A 17,204-nucleotide genomic window follows, 5' to 3' on the forward strand; every position below is an offset into this window, starting at 1 on the left:
CAAGGGATCGACCACGGCGCCCGCCCCCCCGCGTACCGCACTCCCCGGGGGCTGGAAGCCGTGGCAGACCTCGTTGGTCGGCGCGGCGGAGCGGGGCGGGAAGCCGCCCGAGCGGTGGCGGCACTTCGCCGACGTACAGGAATGCGTCGTGGAGGGTGCGGCCGCGTACTGCGGGGGCGGGAGCATCCTGACCGTACGGATCGATCTCGCGACCGGTGCCGTGCGGTGGCGGGCGCCCGCCCCGGCCGGGCTCGGGGAGTCCGAGTCCGGGGTGCACGACTCGTCGCCGCTCGGGGTCGGCGACGGGAAGGTCCTCGTCCTCGAGGCGCAGCCCGGGGAACGCGCGCAGATCACCGCGCTGGACGCGGCCACCGGCAAGCGGGTGTGGAGCCGGCCGGCCAGCACCGGGGTCTCCTCGGCCGCCGTGGTCGACGGGCTCGTCGCGACGCTGGATCCGGGCGACACCTCGATCACCGCACGGGATCTGTCGAGCGGCCGGACGGTGTGGACGACGCCGGTCATGCCCGAGCAGATGTGCATGCCGGTGGACCTGGGCGGCGCGATCTACGCGAGATGCGATGTCGAGACCGAGGACGGAAAGACCTACCGGCTCGCCCTCAAGCGCCTCGACCCCGCGGACGGCAACGCGCATGAGCTTCCGGTCGTCTCCGACGCCGACGGCGCCGTCTCGGTGCTCGACGACGGGCGGCTGGTGATCCCCGTAGCGGGCGGTGAACAGCCCGATCCCGAGGGCGGGTTCGACTGGGTCACCCGGTACACCTCGCTCACCCTGATGGACCCGACGGGCAAGCGGAAGCGCGCCACGGTGCGCCTGGCGAAGCCGGTCGAGGGCACGGGCGTCGACATCCTCGGCACGGCGATGTACGTACGGCGCACCGACGGCACGGTGACCGCCGTGGACGTGCGCAGCGGCCGGCAGCTGTGGAGTACGCCGACCTCGCTGGAGCGTCCGGGCACGCCCCTGGGCCTGGACGGTGTGCTCTATCTGGCGTCCAGCAGCGGCCGGGTGCTCGCGCTCGATGCCCGTACGGGAGAAGAGCTCTGGCAGACCCCGCCGCGCAACGCACCCGTGGACGCCGCGTCCTGGGGCGGGCCCGAGGTGCTGCGGGCCGAGGGTGCGCTGGTGGTCAGCTCGTCCGGCGGGACGGTGTTCTCGTTCGACCCGGCCAAGCCGCCGAAGTGACCGCCGGCCACCCGAGCGACCGCCGGGACGCCCAAGCGACCGCCGGGGACGCCCAAGCGACCGCCGAGCCGCCCACGAACCCCGCGTGCCCACGCGAAAGGGCCGGCCCCGCCGGACCGGCCCTTCCCGCGCGTACGGAGGCGATCAGCCCAGCTTGCTCACGTCACGCACCGCGCCCTTGTCGGCGCTGGTGGCCATCGCCGCGTAGGCCTTGAGGGCCTGGGAGACCTTGCGCTCGCGGTTCTTCGGGGCGTACGCGCCGTTCAGGGCCTTCTCGCGTGCGGCCAAGTCCTCGTCGGAGACCAGGAGTTCGATCGTACGGTTCGGGATGTCGATCCGGATCCGGTCGCCGTCCTCGACCAGCGCGATCGTGCCGCCGGAGGCCGCCTCGGGCGAGGCGTGGCCGATCGACAGGCCCGAAGTGCCGCCGGAGAAGCGGCCGTCGGTGATCAGGGCGCAGGCCTTGCCGAGGCCGCGGCCCTTCAAGTACGAGGTGGGGTACAGCATCTCCTGCATGCCGGGTCCGCCCTTGGGACCCTCGTAGCGGATGACGACCACGTCGCCCTCCGTGACCTGCTTCAGGAGGATCTTCTCGACGGCCTCTTCCTGCGACTCGCAGACGACGGCCGGGCCTTCAAAGGTCCAGATCGACTCGTCCACGCCCGCCGTCTTCACGACGCAGCCGTCCACGGCGAGGTTGCCCTTGAGGACCGCGAGGCCGCCGTCCTCGGAGTAGGCGTGCTCGGCGGAGCGGATACAGCCTTCGGCCGCGTCCTCATCGAGGGTGTCCCAGCGCTCGGACTGCGAGAAGGCCTCGGCGGAGCGGACGCAGCCGGGGGCCGCGTGCCACAGCTCGATCGCCTCGGGGCTGGGCGAACCGGCGCGCACGTCCCAGGTCTTGAGCCAGTCGGCGAGCGAGGGAGCGTGCACGGCGTGGACGTCCTCGTTCAGCAGGCCCGCGCGGTGCAGTTCGCCGAGCAGGGCCGGGATGCCGCCGGCGCGGTGCACGTCCTCCATGTAGTACGTGCGGTTCTTGCCGACGTTCGGGGCGACCTTGGCGAGGCAGGGGACGCGGCGCGAGACGGCGTCGATCTCGTTGAGGCCGAAGGGGACCTCCGCCTCCTGGGCCGCGGCGAGCAGGTGCAGGATCGTGTTGGTCGAGCCGCCCATGGCGATGTCGAGGGCCATGGCGTTCTCGAAGGCCGCGAAGGTCGCGATGTTGCGCGGCAGGACCGACTCGTCGTCCTGCTCGTAGTAGCGCCGGGTCAGCTCCACGACGGTGCGCGCGGCGTCCTCGTACAGGCCCTTGCGGGCGGTGTGCGTGGCGAGGACCGAGCCGTTGCCGGGCAGCGACAGGCCGATCGCCTCGGTGAGGCAGTTCATCGAGTTGGCGGTGAACATGCCCGAACAGGAGCCGCAGGTCGGGCAGGCGTTCTCCTCGATACGGAGGATGTCCTCGTCCGAGACCTTCTCGTTCACGGCCTCCGACATCGCGTCGACCAGGTCGAGCGTGCGGACGGTGCCGTCGACGAGCGTGGCGCGTCCTGCCTCCATGGGGCCGCCGGAGACGAAGACGGTCGGGATGTTCAGGCGCAGGGCGGCGTTGAGCATGCCCGGGGTGATCTTGTCGCAGTTGGAGATGCAGATCAGGGCGTCGGCGCAGTGCGCCTCGACCATGTACTCCACGCTGTCCGCGATCAGGTCGCGCGAGGGCAGGCTGTAGAGCATGCCGCCGTGGCCCATCGCGATGCCGTCGTCCACGGCGATGGTGTTGAACTCGCGCGGGATGCCCCCGGCCGCGGTGATCGCCTCGCTGACGATCCGGCCGACAGGGGCGAGGTGGGTGTGGCCCGGGACGAACTCGGTGAAGGAGTTGGCCACGGCGATGATGGGCTTGCGGCCGATGTCCCCGCTCGGTACGCCCGACGCCCGCATAAGGGCGCGGGCGCCCGCCATGTTGCGGCCGTGGGTGACTGTGCGGGACCTCAGCTGGGGCATCGTCGCTCGCTCCTTCAAGACAGTGCTGGTTCTTCCGAGCGTACGCCGGGGCTCCAAGATCTGGACAGCATGTCCGGAATACGGGATGGAGGGCTCACGCTTCGGTCAGGTGCCGAGGAGCAGACCCGGGAACTCACTCCTCGGTCAGGTACCGCTGCAACGTCGGCGCCACCAGCGCGATGATCTCCTCCGGGTCCGCCGAAGCGAGCGGCTCGACCTTCACCACGTAACGGACCATGGCGATGCCGACCATGTGCGAGGCCGCGAGTTCGGCGCGGAACTTGGGGTTCGGGACCTTGAGGTCCGCCTCCACGCGCTCGATCAGGCGGCGCACGACGAAGGCGCGCAGGACCTTGGCCGCGGCCTCGTGCGTGACCGCGGAGCGGATGATCGCGAGCAGCGGGGTACGGGTGGCCGGGTTCTCCCAGACTGCGAAGAAGAAGCGGGCGAGCCGCTCGCCGGCGCCGTCGAGGCCCTGGCCGACCGTGCCGACGACGGTCTGGGCCGGCTCGAACGTGACCTCGATGGCGGCCGCGAAGACCTCGTCCTTCGTACCGAAGTAGTGGTGCACGAGCGCCGAGTCCACCCCCGCGGCCTTGGCGATCGAGCGGATGGACGCCTTGTCGTAGCCGCGTTCGGAGAACTGCTCGCGGGCGGCCGCGAGGATCCGGTCCCTGGTGCCGGGACCCGACTCCGCTTCCGTACGGGAGGGGCGGCCGCGCCCGCGGCGGGGCGCCGCACCCTGGGGCTGGGCGGGCGTCACTGCTTCGAGGTCGCGTTCAGGGCCGAGGCGAGATGCAGCCGCGTGAAGGCCAGCGCCTCGGCGAGATCGGCCTCACGTTCGGCGCTGGACATCGCGCGCCGTGTGTTGACCTCGATGACGACATGGCCGTCGAAGCCGCTGAGCGCGAGGCGTTCGAGCAGCTCGGCGCAGGGCTGCGAGCCCCGGCCGGGGACGAGGTGCTCGTCCTTCGCCGAACCGTTGCCGTCCGCGAGATGGACGTGCGCGAGGCGCTCGCCCATGCGGTCGATCATGTCCATCGTGTCGGTGCGGGCGGTCGCGGTGTGCGACAGGTCGACCGTGAAGTGCCGGTAGTCGTCCTTGGTGACGTCCCATTCGGGCGCGTACGCGAGCATCTCCCGGTCGCGGTAGCGCCACGGGTACATGTTCTCCACGGCGAACCGGACGTCGGTCTCGTCGGCCATCCGCCACAGACCGGTCACGAAGTCTCGGGCGTACTGCCGCTGCCAGCGGAACGGCGGATGCACCACGACCGTCGAGGCGCCCAGCTTCTCGGCGGCGGTCCGGGCGCGCTGCAGCTTGGTCCAGGGGTCGGTGGACCAGACGCGCTGGGTGATCAGGAGGCAGGGCGCGTGCACCGCCAGGACCGGCATCCGGTGGTAGTCGCTGAGCCGGCGCAGGGCCTCGATGTCCTGGCTGACCGGGTCGGTCCACACCATGACCTCGACGCCGTCGTAGCCCAGGCGCGCGGCGATCTCGAAGGCCGTCGCCGTCGACTCCGGATAGACCGAGGCCGTCGACAGGGCGACCTTCGCATCCGGGATCCGCACCACTGGTTCTGCCACGAGGGACAGCGTACGGGCCCTGTACGGGCCGGCGGCAGGTGACCTCGTATGGCCTGCGTCGCTTAAGTCGTGGCTCAAACCGTCGCTCCTTGCGCAGTGGCGCCCGGGGCCGCCATCTGGTCGAGGCTGCGCAGGATGATCCCCTCGCGCAGCGCCCACGGGCAGATTTCCAGGGTCTCGACGCCGAACAGATCCATCGCGCCCTCGGCCACCAGGGCCCCGGCAAGGAGCTGTCCGGCCCGGCCCTCGGAGACGCCGGGCAGCTCGGCCCGCTGCTCCTCGGTCCGCGCGGCGAGCTGCGGCACCCAGTCCTCCAGGGACTTCCGCTTCAGCTCGCGCTGGACGTACAGGCCCTCGGCGGAGCGGGCCGCGCCCGCGAGACGCGCCAGCTGCTTGAAGGTCTTGGAGGTGGCGACGACATGGTCCGGGTTGCCGAAGCGGCTGAACTCCCCGACCGTACGAGCGATTTGGGCGCGTACGTGCCGGCGCAGCGCCTTGACGTCCTGCGGATCGGGCGGGTCACCGGGCAGCCAGCCCGCGGTGAGACGTCCCGCGCCGAGCGGGAGGCTGACGGCGGCGTCGGGGTCCTCGTCGATGCCGTACGCGATCTCGAGGGAGCCGCCGCCGATGTCGAGCACGAGCAGCTTGCCGGCGGACCAGCCGAACCAGCGGCGTACGGCGAGGAAGGTGAGCCGGGCCTCGTCCTCGCCGGACAGGACCTGCAGGTCGACGCCGGTCTCGTCCTTGACGCGGGCCAGGACCTCGTCGGCGTTGCCCGCCTCGCGCACCGCGGAGGTCGCGAACGGCAGCACGTCCTCGCAACCCTTGTCCTCGGCGGCTTCGAGGGCTTCCTTGACGGTGGCGATCAGCCGGTCGACCCCTTCGGGGCTGATCGCCCCGGTCCGGTCGAGGAGTTGGGCCAGCCGCAGGTCTGCCTTGTGCGAGTGGGCGGGCAGCGGGCGCGCGCCGGGGTGGGCATCCACCACCAGCAGATGCACCGTGTTCGAACCCACATCGAGGACACCGAGTCTCATACGTAAAACGCTACTGCGCGTTCGGGGATCGACGGTCCACGCGAGGGGCTCGGCACGCATACCCTGGGTGTGTGCCCAAGACGAAGAACGCGAAGCCGGAGAAGTCGGGTAAGGCGGGTAAGCCCGACAAGACCGGCAAGGTTGGCAAGGCCCGCAAGTCAGGTGATTCGGTGAAGGCTTCACAGAAGGACTCCAAGGCGAACAAGCCCGGGAAGGCCGCGAAGGGGGCGGCCCCGGACGAGCAGGGGCTCGATTTCCCGCGCGCCTGGGTGGAGTTCGCGGATCCCGCCGATGACGAGCAGGTCTTCCGCTGCGATCTGACCTGGCTCACCTCCCGCTGGCACTGCGTCTTCGGCAGCGGATGCCAGGGCATCCGGGCCGGGCGCGCGGACGACGGGTGCTGCACGCTCGGAGCGCACTTCTCGGACGAGGAGGACGAGCAGCGGGTCGCGGGGTTCGTGGCCAAGCTCACGCCCGACATCTGGCAGCACCATCCCGTCGGTACGGACTCGGGGTGGACCCAGGAGGACGAGGACGGGGAGCGGCAGACGCGGCGCTGGGAGGGGTCGTGCATCTTCCAGAACCGGCCGGGGTTCGCGGGCGGCGCGGGCTGCTCCCTGCACATCCTGGCGCTGCGCGAAGGGCGCGAGCCGCTGGAGACCAAGCCGGATGTGTGCTGGCAGTTGCCGGTGCGGCGGACGTACGAGTGGATCGAGCGGCCCGACGACACCAAGGTGCTCCAGGTGTCCATCGGCGAGTACGACCGGCGGGGATGGGGGCCCGGTGGGCATGACCTGCACTGGTGGTGCACCTCGGCTACGTCGGCTCACGGGGCGGGCAAGCCGGTCTATCTGTCGTACGAGCCGGAGCTGCGGGAACTGATGGGGCCGGCCGCGTACGAGGTCCTGGTCGGGATGTGCGAGCAGCGGCTGGCTTCCCAGCTGCCGTTGGTGGCACCGCATCCGGCGGACCCCGGGGCCTGAGGTCAGGAGCTGAGCCCGGCCCGAGGGCCCAGGGCCGGCCGGCGTCCGGTCAGCCCGTGGGGCTCGGGCCCGTGGTGTCGCTGGGCGGCGGGTCCGACGGGGTCGGGTCCGTGGTCGGGGGCGGGTCCGAGGGACCGGGGTCCGATGGCCCGGGGTCGGACGGGCCCGGGTCCGAGGGACCCGGATCGGACGGGCCGGGATCCGAAGGTCCGGGATCCGAAGGTCCGGGATCCGAAGGTCCGGGATCGGACGGGCCGGGATCGGACGGGCCGGGATCGGACGGGCCAGGATCCGAAGGGCCGGGGTCGGACGGACCCGGACCGGGTGAGCCCGCGCCGTAGCCGTCGATGACCACCACCGCGTTGCCCGGGTCGACCGCGATCCGGGCGGTCCAGTGGCCCGCGGGCTGGCGCGAGTGGTCGACCCAGACCTGGATGGTGAGGGATTCGCCGGGGTTCAGCGTCCCCGAGGTGTGGCTGAAGTAGAGCCAGGACGCGTCGCTGTACGCGGACCAGTGCACCGGCCTGCCGCCGGAAGCCGTCAACGTGATGAGCGTGGTGTCACCGTGCGGCTGCGCGTCCACGGTGAGCCTGCCCGGGCCTATCCCGGGCGCCGTTGGCGCGGCCCCGGGACTGATCACCTCGACGGAGACATCGGGCGAGTGGCTGCCCGCCGTGAAGCGGGGGTCCGGTTCGGCGTGGGCGTTGCCCGCGTTCTCGTACGTGTCCTCGGCGTTCTCTCCGTCGAGGCCGCCGGGACCGCCCGCCTCGCTCGCCGAGACGGAGCGCCCGTCCCCCTCGCCGGTGAGGGGCGCACCCCGGTACGCCGCCCACAGCGCGAGCACCGGCGCCGCCACCACCGTGGCCACCACCGTGGTCGTGACGGCCCGCGCGCGCAGCCGATCGCGCCGGGCCGCACGGTCCTTGGGGTCCATGGGGAAACCGCGCCGGTCGAATCGCGGCGCACCGCCCCGCGCCCGTACCGCCGAGGCCATCGCCGCGTGCAGAGCCGCGCGCGGCGCCTCGACCACCGGCAGCCCCGCGGGCGTTGCCTCGGTGCCGGGCCAGGACTTGGCGCCGGCGCGCTCGGCCGTACGGCGGCAGCGCGGGCAGTCGTCGACATGGCGGACGAGTTCGCCGCGCAGGGCGGCGCCGAGCAGCAGCTGGCTGTCACCGGTGAGGCGGGCCACGATCGGGCACGTGCCCGTCTCGACGACGGCGAGCGCGGCCCGGGTGCGTTCCACCTCGCAGGCGGCGGCGGAGATCAGTTCGCGGGCGGCGGTGCGCTCCATGCCCAGGACGTCGGCGACCTCGCCGGCGCCCAGGCGGTGCCGGACGGCGAGCTCCAGGGCCTCGCGCTGCTCGGGCGTCGTGCCGGCAGCCTCCGGCCAGGCGAGCAGGGCGAGTTGACGGGTGTGCTCCTGCGGCTGCGCGGCCGCGGCGGTCTCCCCCGCGTCCCGGCCGCCCGCATGCGCGCCCTGCCGTTTGCGCTTGGCCTCGGCGAGCCGGCGCAGACAGGCCCAGCGGGCCAGCGCGTACAGCCAGGCCCTGCGGTCGCGGTGGCTGACCGGTCCGCGGCCGGTCCTGCGCTCGGCGAGCGCGAGCACATCGCCGAGGGCGCCGGTCGCCGCTTCGTGATCGCACAGCACGGACAGGCAGTAGGTGAACAGACCGTCCAGATAAGGCTCGTAGCGCGTCGGCGGGTGGTGCGAAACGGTCCGGTCCGCCCGGTGCGCACGGCGGTGCGCCCGGTGTGCGCCGGTGGTGTGCGTGGAGTGTTCCGGGCTGCTCGTCGTCACCCGTGCGACCGTAGGTGCCGGGGTAAGTGCCCGTCCGTCCCCTTGCATACCTTTAGCTCATACGGGTGAACGTATCCCTCAAAAGGGGACAGGAACCGTCGATTCCGGCCCTCTTCCCGATCGCGTCGACGCTTACGGGGTGCCCAACTCCACCCGTTCGGCGGCCACTTCGATGATCTCGTCGAGTACGCCGCGGGAGCGCGCGAGATCGGCGATCATCGCGTCGATCCGCTCACGCTCCTCGGTCAGCTCCTCGACCAGGCGGGGGGTCGCGATCTCGTTCGGGCCGCCGTCCGCATCCCGCATACAGGGCAGGAGTTGAGCGATCTTGCGGCTGTGCAGGCCCGCCGCGTACAGGCCCTGGATGAGGACGACCCGGTCGACGGCCTGCTCCAGGTATTCGCGGTGGCCGCCCGGGGTGCGGTCGGAGGAGAGCAGCCCCTGCTTCTCGTAGTAGCGCAGCGAGCGTTCGCTGACGCCCGTACGCGCGGCCAGTTCACCGATCCGCATGTGCCACCCCACCTGCCGTCAAAGGGACTTGAATCTGACACTGATGTCAGCTTCTACGGTACGGCCATGACGAACTCCCTGACGGACCCCGCACAGAACTCACTCCTCACCCCGGCCCGAATCGGCACCCTGGACCTCCCGAACCGCCTGGTCATGGCCCCGCTCACGCGTAACCGCGCGCACGCCGACGGTGTTCCGTCCGAGCTGATGGTGCGGCACTACGCCGACCGCGCCTCGGCCGGCTTGATCATCGCCGAGGGCACGACCCCGAACGCCGTCGGGCAGACCTACCCCAACATCCCCGGCATCCACACCGACGCCCAGGAGGCGGGCTGGCGGCGGGTGACCGACGCGGTGCGGGCGCGCGGCGGGCGGATGTTCCTGCAGCTGCAGCACGGCGGCCGCAACGGGCACCCCGACACCAGCGGACACGTACCTCTCGCGCCGTCCCCGATCGCCCTCCCCGAGGACGTGGAGACGCCGAGCGGGCCCCAACCCGCGCCCGTACCACGGGAGATGACGGCAGGGGACATACGCGAGACCATCGCCGATTTCGCCGGCGCCGCCCGCCGCGCGGTGGCCGCCGGATTCGAGGGCGTCGAGGTGCACGGCGCCAACGGGCAGCTCCTGCAGCAGTTCCTCGCCGAGAACACCAACCACCGCACCGACGGCTACGGGGGCGCCCCCGAGCAGCGCGTCCGCTTCGCCGTCGAGGTCGTCCGCGCGGTCGCCGAGGCCGTCGGGCCCGAGCGGGTCGGGCTGCGGATCTCCCCGAACGTGACCGTGAACGGGATGGCCGAGGGCGATACGTACGCGATCTACCGGGCGCTCGTGACGGAGCTGGCCGGCGACGGACTCGCGTATCTGCACATCGTGTACGCGGATCAGGACCCGGAACTCCTGAAGGAGCTGCGCGGAATCTGGCCCGGAACCCTGATCGGCAACCCGGTCCTGACCCGCGAGGACGTGGCCGGCGACGGCGGGCTCCGCAAGGGTGGGCTGCTGCACGCGGCCGGCGCCGATCTGATCGCGCTGGGCCGCGGCTTCCTCGCCAACCCCGATCTGGTCGAGCGGCTGCGGGAGGGTGCGCCGCTGAACCTCGTACGGGACAAGTACCTGATGTACACGGGCGGGGAGACGGGCTACAACGACTACCCCGCACGGGCACGGGCCGCCGCCTGACCCGGATGTCAGTGCCGCCCGCTACGGTTCGCGCATGGCTGCCCGCACGAAATCCAAGGACCGTCCCGCCTACCGCTGCACCGATTGCGGCTGGCAGACGGCCAAGTGGCTCGGCCGCTGCCCCGAGTGCCAGGCCTGGAGCACGATCGAGGAGTACGGCGCGCCAGCCGTGCGGACCACCGCGCCCGGCCGGGTCACCAGCTCCGCGGTGCCCATCGGCGAGGTCGACGTACGGACGGCCACCGCGCGCTCGACCGGGGTCGACGAGCTGGACCGGGTGCTCGGCGGCGGGCTTGTGCCGGGCGCCGTGGTGCTGCTCGCGGGCGAGCCGGGCGTCGGCAAGTCCACGCTCCTGCTCGATGTCGCGTCGAAGGCGGCCAGTGACGACCACCGGACCCTGTATGTGACGGGCGAGGAGTCCGCCAGCCAGGTGCGGCTGCGGGCCGACCGCATCGGAGCGATCGACGACCATCTGTATCTGGCCGCGGAGACCGATCTGTCCGCCGTCCTCGCCCACTTGGACGCGGTCAAACCCTCGCTCCTGATCCTCGACTCCGTACAGACGGTGGCCTCGCCCGAGATCGACGGCGCGCCCGGCGGTATGGCGCAGGTCCGTGAGGTGGCCGGAGCGCTGATCCGCGCCTCCAAGGAGCGCGGGATGTCCACGCTCCTGGTCGGCCATGTCACCAAGGACGGCGCGATCGCGGGTCCGCGGCTGCTCGAGCACCTGGTGGATGTCGTCCTCTCCTTCGAGGGCGACCGGCATGCGCGCCTTCGTCTCGTACGAGGAGTGAAGAACCGGTACGGGGCCACCGACGAGGTCGGCTGCTTCGAGCTGCACGACGAGGGGATCACCGGGCTCGCCGACCCCAGTGGCCTCTTCCTGACCCGGCGCGACGAGCCCGTGCCCGGCACCTGTCTCACCGTCACCCTGGAGGGCCGCCGGCCGCTGGTCGCCGAGGTGCAGGCGCTGACCGTGGACTCGCAGATCCCCTCGCCGCGCAGGACGACTTCCGGCCTGGAGACCTCCCGGGTCTCGATGATGCTGGCCGTTCTGGAACAGCGTGGCCGGATCACCGCCCTCGGCAAGCGCGATATCTACTCCGCGACAGTCGGCGGAGTGAAGCTCTCCGAACCGGCCGCGGACCTCGCGATCGCCCTCGCGCTCGCCAGCGCCGCCAGCGACACCCCGCTGCCGAAGAACCTCGTCGCGATCGGCGAGGTGGGGCTCGCGGGCGAGGTCAGAAGGGTTACGGGCGTCCAGCGCAGATTGGCCGAAGCGCACCGGCTCGGGTTCACGCACGCCCTCGTACCGAGCGACCCGGGGAAGGTCCCGGCGGGCATGCGGGTCACCGAAGTGGCCGATATGGGGGACGCGCTGCGGGTCCTGCCGAGGTCGCGTAGGCGAGAGGCCCCACGGGAGGACGACGACCGCCGGTAGACTTTGCCCCGGTCTCGCCCGTCCGTACGAAACACGGGCCCCATGCGTACGCGACGCAAGCCCGCTGACGTACGTGCGAGGCCGCCAGGCTGAGTTTTTTACGAGCCAGGGCGTGGAGTAGATCCCCGATCCCGGAGGAGAGCAGTGGCACCCAGCGACCGGGGAGCGAATCCCGGCAAGGACAAGGCCGCGGCTCCGAGCAGGTCGGGCGGCTCGGGCATCGGTGCCGAAGGTCTGATGCGCGCCGCGCTGAGCGCGGTCGCGCCCGGCCAGGCGCTGCGCGACGGCCTGGAGCGGATTCTGCGCGGCAACACGGGCGGACTCATCGTGCTCGGCTCGGACAAGACGGTCGAGTCGATGTGCACCGGTGGATTCGTCCTCGATGTCGAGTTCACGGCCACGCGGCTGCGGGAGCTGTGCAAGCTCGACGGCGGCATCGTTGTCAACTCCGACCTCTCGAAGATCCTGCGCGCGGGCGTCCAGCTCGTGCCGGATCCCACCATCCCCACGGAGGAGACGGGCACCCGGCACCGCACGGCGGACCGCGTCTCCAAGCAGGTCGGCTTCCCGGTCGTCTCGGTCTCGCAGTCGATGCGGCTCATCGCTTTGTACGTGGACGGGCAGCGCCGCGTCCTGGAGGACTCGGCCGCGATCCTGTCCCGGGCCAACCAGGCGCTGGCGACCCTGGAGCGCTACAAGCTCCGCCTCGACGAGGTGGCCGGCACGCTCTCCGCCCTGGAGATCGAGGACCTGGTCACCGTCCGCGATGTCTCGGCCGTGGCCCAGCGTCTTGAGATGGTCCGCCGGATCGCCACCGAGATCGCCGAGTACGTGGTGGAGCTGGGCACCGACGGCCGTCTCCTCGCGCTCCAGCTGGACGAGCTGATCGCGGGCGTCGAGCCCGAGCGCGAGCTCGTCGTACGCGATTACGTGCCGGAACCGACGGCCAAGCGGTCGCGCACGGTGGACGAGGCCCTGTCCGAGCTGGACGCCCTGTCGCACACGGAGCTGCTCGAACTGCCCGTCGTGGCACGGGCGTTGGGCTACACCGGCTCGCCGGAGGCCCTTGACTCGGCGGTGTCGCCGCGCGGTTACCGGCTGCTCGCGAAGGTCCCGCGGCTTCCGGGGGCGATCATCGACCGCCTCGTGGAGCACTTCGGCGGACTCCAGAAGCTGCTCGCGGCAAGCGTCGACGACCTGCAGACGGTGGACGGTGTGGGCGAGGCCCGGGCGCGGTCGGTCCGCGAGGGGCTGTCGCGACTGGCGGAGAGCTCGATTCTGGAGCGGTACGTGTAGCTGGGACCCGGGTCCGCCGGCGGACCCGGCAGGGGCCGGACTACTCCTCGTCCAGCACGAACGAAGCCCGCAGCGTCCCCGTGCCCTCGCCCTTCGCCTCGACCAGATACGTGCCGGGCGCGGCCGAACCGGGCCCCGGGGAGGCGCAGTTGGCCTCGCTCGGCTTGCGGTTCCAGTTCAGGGTGTACGTGATGGCGGTGTTGCCGGGGACCCGGTAGAGCAGGCTGCCGGCGGTGGCCGGGCAGTCCGAGGACTTCCAGTACGGGGAGTCGTCACCGGCCTTGGTGATCGTGACGACCAGTTCCTTCGGACCCAGGTCGAACTTGCAGTCGGCGCCGGCCTCGTTCTTCGCGACGATCTCCACCTTGGGCTTCTCGCCCGGCTTGTAGCGGTTCTTCGCGCTCTCGATCGTCAACTCGAGGTCGGAGGCACGGCAGTTGGGGAGCGCGGAACCGGCGGGAAGCTGCTCGCCCGAGCCCGAGCCCGAACCCGAGGTGCTGCCCACGCCCACGGAGCCACCGGAACCGGCGTCGCCACCCGTGCCGTTCGCCCCGTCCGTACCGCCGGAGTCCTCCCCCGTACCGCCGTCCTCGCCGGAGCCGCCGCCCGAGTCCGCGCCCGAGGAGTCGCCCGACTCGTCGCGCCCGCCCGGCGGTTCACTGATCGCGGGACCCGAGGTGTCGGGTCCCGGCGTGATGGAGGGCGCGGGGTTCTTGCCGTCGGCGTCATTGCCGTTGCCCCCTCCGCCGCCGGACGTGACGGCCCACAGAATGAGCAGCGCCAGCAACCCGAGCACGGTCAGCAGCGCCGCCCTCCGTCGCCAGTAGATGGAGGAGGGAAGCGGCCCGACCGGATTGCGCAGAGATCCCACGGCGCAAACTGTACGAGAGATCGTGCTCAACTCCCGCCCCACCCGCCGCCACGGAGCGCAACTTTTCCGGATCATCATTCCGGGAACGGGGGTTCGGCGGCGGTATGGGTTCTTTGCGGCCGCCGACGGGCCGTTGGACCCGGGCCCAAGGGCCCGTCGCGGCACCCCTGCCGATCGTCAGGTGCGGCGGTGGCCGATAGCCGGATGTGGGGCGCGCGAGGCGCTCCGTACTGTCTAGATCATGGAAGCGACCACCTCCCCGGCCCTCTTGGCGTCCGCGCCGCCCGTCGACACCTCCGGGCTCTACCGCGACATCACCGGCTTCGCACACGACGCACCGGCGTGGCTGCAGCATCTGTTGGAGGTGTGGACCGAGCTCGGGCTTCTGCTGTTCGGGTTCCTGTTCGTCGCCGCGTGGTGGCGGGCCCGGCGCGGTGACGCGCGGGCGCTGGCCGTCGCGGTGCTCGCCCCGCTCGCCACCGCGCTCGCCTACGTGGTCAGCGAGCTCCTGAAGTCGGTGATCGACGAGGAGCGGCCGTGCCGGGCGGTGTCCGGAGCCGTGCGCTCCCTCGCCGAGTGCCCGCCGCACGGCGACTGGTCCTTCCCCAGCAACCACGCCACGATCGCCGGCGCCTCGGCCGTCGCGCTCGCGCTGATCTGGCGCGGGCTCGGGTGGCTGACGCTGCCGCTCGCCCTGCTCATGGCGTTCTCGCGGGTGTTCGTCGGCGTGCACTACCCCTTCGACGTGGCGGTGGGCCTCGCGCTCGGTGCGCTGGTGGCCTTCCTCGTCATACGGCTCCTGCCCCCGCCCCTGGCCCGCCTGGTCACAGCGATGCGCACCTCGCCGAACGCGGCCGTGCGCTGGTGCGTGGGCCCGGGCCCGGCGGCCCATGCCTACGCGGTCGTCCGCTAGACGAGTAGTTCCGTACGGCACCTGCGCGGACCCGCCCCGGACCGCTATGCCCTGACCCGGGCGCGAGTGCCGCCTCGATCGCCATGCCCTAACCCGGACCCACAAGTCCCGCCTCGTACGCGACGATCGCCGCCTGAACGCGGTTCTTGACCTCGAGCCGGTCGAGGACCGCGCTCACGTACGCCTTCACCGTGCCCTCGACCAGATGCAGCTTCGCCGCGATCTCGGGGTTCGACAGACCGGCCCCGACCAGCGCGAGCACCTCGCGTTCGCGCGGCGACAGCAGCCGGGTGCGCTCACGCGCCGCCGCCGCACGGCTCAGGCGCTCACCCCCGTACCCCTCGATGACCTGCCGTGCGACCTTCGGCGAGAGGAAGGCCGCGCCGGAGGCCACCGCCCTTACGCCGGCGAGGAGTTCCTCGGGATCGCCGGACTTCAGCAGAAACCCGGTCGCGCCACCGGTCAGGGCGCGGGCGACATAGGTGTCCTCGGAGAAGGTCGTCAGCATCGCGACAGCCGTCTCGGGCACGGTCCGTACGATCTCCTCGGCCGCCGCGAGCCCGTCGAGTCGCGGCATCCGGATGTCGAGCAGCGCGACGGCTGGCCGGTGCGCGCGGACCGCCTCGATGGCCTCGCGTCCGTCGGCGGCCTCGGCGACCACCTCGATATCGGGGGCGAGGGCGAGGATCGCCCGTACGCCCGCCCGGATCATGGCCTCGTCGTCGGCCAGCAGTACGCGGATCACTCACGGTCCTTTCCAGCGGCGGGGACGGCATCCTTCGCGACCAGCCGGCCGCCCTCGAAGCAGAGCCTGAAGTGCTCGACGGAGACGAAGAGCCGGCCGCTCGCCCGGTAGTAGCGGCAGTCGGCACCGGCGGGCGGCGCGGGGGCGCGGTCGTCCGGCGGGTCGGCCACCTCGCGCTCGGGCAGCACCTCCTCCACATCGCTCGCGCTCGCGCCGGTCTCGAGTCGCGCGTAGGCGGCGGGACTCAGCACGGAGTGCGTCTTGCTGTACGCGTACCAGGCGAACGTCCCCGCGACGAGCAGCACCCCGGCCACCCCGGCGACGGCGAAGGGCACCCAGGTCCGGCGGCTCAGCCCGATCATCACCTGGGACGCGGGCGGCCCCGCGTCCCGGTGCGCCGCCGGCTCGACGGGCAGCCAGGCCCGCACCAGGAAACCGTCCCCGTGCTCCCCGGCCTGAAAGGTGCCGCCCTCGTCGAGCACCCGCTCGCGCAGCCCGACCAGACCGGTGCCGTCCTTCCCCTGCGGCGGGCCCGGTGCGCCCTCGTCGGTCACGCTCACCAAGGTGCCCGCGTCCCCGCGGACGACCTCCACGGCGACGGCGGCCCCGGGTGCGTACTTCACCGCGTTGGTCAGCGCCTCCTGCACGACCCGGTGCACGGTCCGCTCCCGCAGCACCTCCTCCGGCTCCCCTTCCGTATGCAGCCGTACGTCGAGGCCCGACGCCTGCGCCCGCGTCACCAGCGCCTCGACCGTCTCCCCGGCCGGCGCCAAAGGCGCGGACTCCCCCGCCTCCCGGAGCAGCCCGATGATCTCCCGCCGGCGGTCGGTCGCGTCGGCCGCCGCACCCCGCAGCTCGGCCGCGGCGGCGCGCTGGCGTGCGCCCAGCTCCGGGTCGAGCTGCAGGGCGCCGGCGCGCAGCGCGAGCAGGCTCAGCTCATGGCCGAGGGAGTCGTGCATGTCCTGGGCGATCCGGGCGCGTTCGCGCAGCCGCGCCCGGTCGGCGACGATCCGCTGCTCGCGCTCCAGCTGCTCGGCGCGGGCGAGCGCGGAGGAGACGAGCGCGACGCGCTGGTGCCAGTAGCGGCCGATCAGCCACGGGAAACAGCCCGCGAACAGCAGCGTGCCGAGCAGCACGAGCCACTCGGGTGCGGGATCCACATCCCGTACGAGAATCCGCACCGTTGCGACGACGGCGATCCCCACGAAGGCCACCGGGCCCCCACGCCCTCCGCCTCTGGCACCGAGCAACAGCGCGAAGACCGCGAGCGCCGGCCCGTACGAGACGGTGAACAGCGACGGCGAGGCGGCGAGCCCGAGGGCCGCGACGGCCAGGAACGCCAGGAGCGGCCACGTACGGTGCAGGGCGGCCGCGAGCGCGAGCACGGCGAGGCCGGCCAGTTCCTGCCCCAGGGAGCGTGGTTCGTTCAGGCCGATACGGTCCGCGCCCACGGCGGGTACGGCCAGGCAGGCCCAGAGCAGGGCGTCCGCGGCGATACGTCGTACGAGGTGGGGCACCCTGCCGACGCTACCCGCGGGTGACGGCCCGGCACCCCTGCCGATCGTCAGGTCCTGGGGCCTCTCGTCACCCTTCCCCCGCTTCCCCCCCGGGGCGGCGGGGGGGGGGGGAGGGGGGGCCCGCA

General features: G+C 72.2%; 15 protein-coding genes. 6 read left to right on the forward strand and 9 right to left on the reverse strand.

Translation table 11 applies throughout. From position 1 onward, the window contains the following. On the forward strand, positions 1 to 1,204 hold a 1,204-nt coding region (locus JAO81_RS32400), incomplete at its 5' end, for a PQQ-binding-like beta-propeller repeat protein (RefSeq protein ID WP_199551544.1). 144 nt (positions 1,205 to 1,348) lie between these two features. On the opposite strand, the gene ilvD is transcribed toward JAO81_RS32400, so the two are convergent. The 4 genes from ilvD to JAO81_RS32420 form a co-directional block, all read right to left on the reverse strand. Further along, entirely contained in the window at positions 1,349 to 3,202 is a 1,854-nt protein-coding gene (ilvD, locus tag JAO81_RS32405; RefSeq protein WP_199551545.1) for a dihydroxy-acid dehydratase, read from the reverse strand. Between the two features lie 133 nt (positions 3,203 to 3,335). After that, the gene (locus JAO81_RS32410) at positions 3,336 to 3,965 is read right to left on the reverse strand and encodes a TetR family transcriptional regulator (RefSeq protein WP_199551546.1); all 630 of its coding nucleotides are present in this window, start codon (positions 3,963 to 3,965) and stop codon (positions 3,336 to 3,338) included. Continuing rightward, a complete protein-coding gene (locus tag JAO81_RS32415; RefSeq protein WP_199551547.1) occupies positions 3,962 to 4,789 on the reverse strand; it encodes a sugar phosphate isomerase/epimerase in 828 nt (275 codons plus the stop codon). Before JAO81_RS32415 ends, JAO81_RS32410 begins: the two co-directional genes overlap by 4 nt. A gap of 74 nt (positions 4,790 to 4,863) precedes the next feature. Next, a complete protein-coding gene (locus tag JAO81_RS32420; RefSeq protein ID WP_199551548.1) occupies positions 4,864 to 5,823 on the reverse strand; it encodes a Ppx/GppA phosphatase family protein in 960 nt (319 codons plus the stop codon). A 71-nt stretch (positions 5,824 to 5,894) separates the two neighbouring features. Here JAO81_RS32420 and JAO81_RS32425 point away from each other — a divergent pair, with 71 nt between their 5' ends. Further along, a complete protein-coding gene (locus JAO81_RS32425; RefSeq protein ID WP_199551549.1) occupies positions 5,895 to 6,806 on the forward strand; it encodes a hypothetical protein in 912 nt (303 codons plus the stop codon). A gap of 49 nt (positions 6,807 to 6,855) precedes the next feature. On the opposite strand, the gene JAO81_RS32430 is transcribed toward JAO81_RS32425, so the two are convergent. After that, entirely contained in the window at positions 6,856 to 8,604 is a 1,749-nt protein-coding gene (locus tag JAO81_RS32430; RefSeq protein WP_199551550.1) for a sigma-70 family RNA polymerase sigma factor, read from the reverse strand. Positions 8,605 to 8,736: 132 nt separating this feature from the next. Further along, the gene (locus JAO81_RS32435; protein ID WP_199551551.1) at positions 8,737 to 9,114 is read right to left on the reverse strand and encodes a MerR family transcriptional regulator; all 378 of its coding nucleotides are present in this window, start codon (positions 9,112 to 9,114) and stop codon (positions 8,737 to 8,739) included. 66 nt (positions 9,115 to 9,180) lie between these two features. Between JAO81_RS32435 and JAO81_RS32440 the strand changes: the two genes are divergently transcribed. The 3 genes from JAO81_RS32440 (at position 9,181) to disA (ending at position 13,033) form a co-directional block, all read left to right on the forward strand. Then, entirely contained in the window at positions 9,181 to 10,296 is a 1,116-nt protein-coding gene (locus JAO81_RS32440) for an alkene reductase (protein ID WP_199551552.1), read from the forward strand. A 34-nt stretch (positions 10,297 to 10,330) separates the two neighbouring features. Continuing rightward, a complete protein-coding gene (gene radA / locus JAO81_RS32445) occupies positions 10,331 to 11,737 on the forward strand; it encodes a DNA repair protein RadA (RefSeq protein WP_199551553.1) in 1,407 nt (468 codons plus the stop codon). A 237-nt stretch (positions 11,738 to 11,974) separates the two neighbouring features. After that, the gene (gene disA / locus JAO81_RS32450; protein ID WP_199551572.1) at positions 11,975 to 13,033 is read left to right on the forward strand and encodes a DNA integrity scanning diadenylate cyclase DisA; all 1,059 of its coding nucleotides are present in this window, start codon (positions 11,975 to 11,977) and stop codon (positions 13,031 to 13,033) included. Between the two features lie 40 nt (positions 13,034 to 13,073). Here disA and JAO81_RS32455 read toward each other — a convergent pair whose 3' ends face one another. Next, on the reverse strand, positions 13,074 to 13,904 hold the full coding sequence (locus JAO81_RS32455; RefSeq protein WP_199551554.1) for a hypothetical protein: 831 nt from the start codon (positions 13,902 to 13,904) through the stop codon (positions 13,074 to 13,076). Positions 13,905 to 14,145: 241 nt separating this feature from the next. On the opposite strand from JAO81_RS32455, the gene JAO81_RS32460 reads away from it, so the two are divergent. Then, complete coding sequence (locus JAO81_RS32460) at positions 14,146 to 14,817, forward strand: phosphatase PAP2 family protein (RefSeq protein ID WP_199551555.1); 672 nt, start codon at positions 14,146 to 14,148, stop codon at positions 14,815 to 14,817. Positions 14,818 to 14,905: 88 nt separating this feature from the next. On the opposite strand, the gene JAO81_RS32465 is transcribed toward JAO81_RS32460, so the two are convergent. Together JAO81_RS32465 and JAO81_RS32470 are read right to left on the reverse strand one after the other, a co-directional pair. Further along, positions 14,906 to 15,562, reverse strand: coding sequence for a response regulator transcription factor (locus tag JAO81_RS32465; protein ID WP_199551556.1), 657 nt, complete (start codon positions 15,560 to 15,562; stop codon positions 14,906 to 14,908). Next, positions 15,559 to 17,079, reverse strand: coding sequence for a sensor histidine kinase (locus JAO81_RS32470; RefSeq protein ID WP_199551557.1), 1,521 nt, complete (start codon positions 17,077 to 17,079; stop codon positions 15,559 to 15,561). Before JAO81_RS32470 ends, JAO81_RS32465 begins: the two co-directional genes overlap by 4 nt. Between the last annotated feature and the right edge of the window lie 125 nt (positions 17,080 to 17,204).

The organism is Streptomyces sp. N35, from assembly GCF_016464295.1.
Taxonomy (GTDB): domain Bacteria; phylum Actinomycetota; class Actinomycetes; order Streptomycetales; family Streptomycetaceae; genus Streptomyces.

Bases quoted from the DNA above. Each gene is read 5' to 3' on its own strand.
- disA (WP_199551572.1), top strand. From the start codon at position 11,975: ATGCGCGCCGCGCTGAGCGCGGTCGCGCCCGGCCAGGCGCTGCGCGAC.
- ilvD (WP_199551545.1), bottom strand. From the start codon at position 3,202: ATGCCCCAGCTGAGGTCCCGCACAGTCACCCACGGCCGCAACATGGCG.
- radA (WP_199551553.1), top strand. From the start codon at position 10,331: ATGGCTGCCCGCACGAAATCCAAGGACCGTCCCGCCTACCGCTGCACC.
- JAO81_RS32460 (WP_199551555.1), top strand. From the start codon at position 14,146: ATGGAAGCGACCACCTCCCCGGCCCTCTTGGCGTCCGCGCCGCCCGTC.
- JAO81_RS32440 (WP_199551552.1), top strand. From the start codon at position 9,181: ATGACGAACTCCCTGACGGACCCCGCACAGAACTCACTCCTCACCCCG.
- JAO81_RS32435 (WP_199551551.1), bottom strand. From the start codon at position 9,114: ATGCGGATCGGTGAACTGGCCGCGCGTACGGGCGTCAGCGAACGCTCG.
- JAO81_RS32420 (WP_199551548.1), bottom strand. From the start codon at position 5,823: ATGAGACTCGGTGTCCTCGATGTGGGTTCGAACACGGTGCATCTGCTG.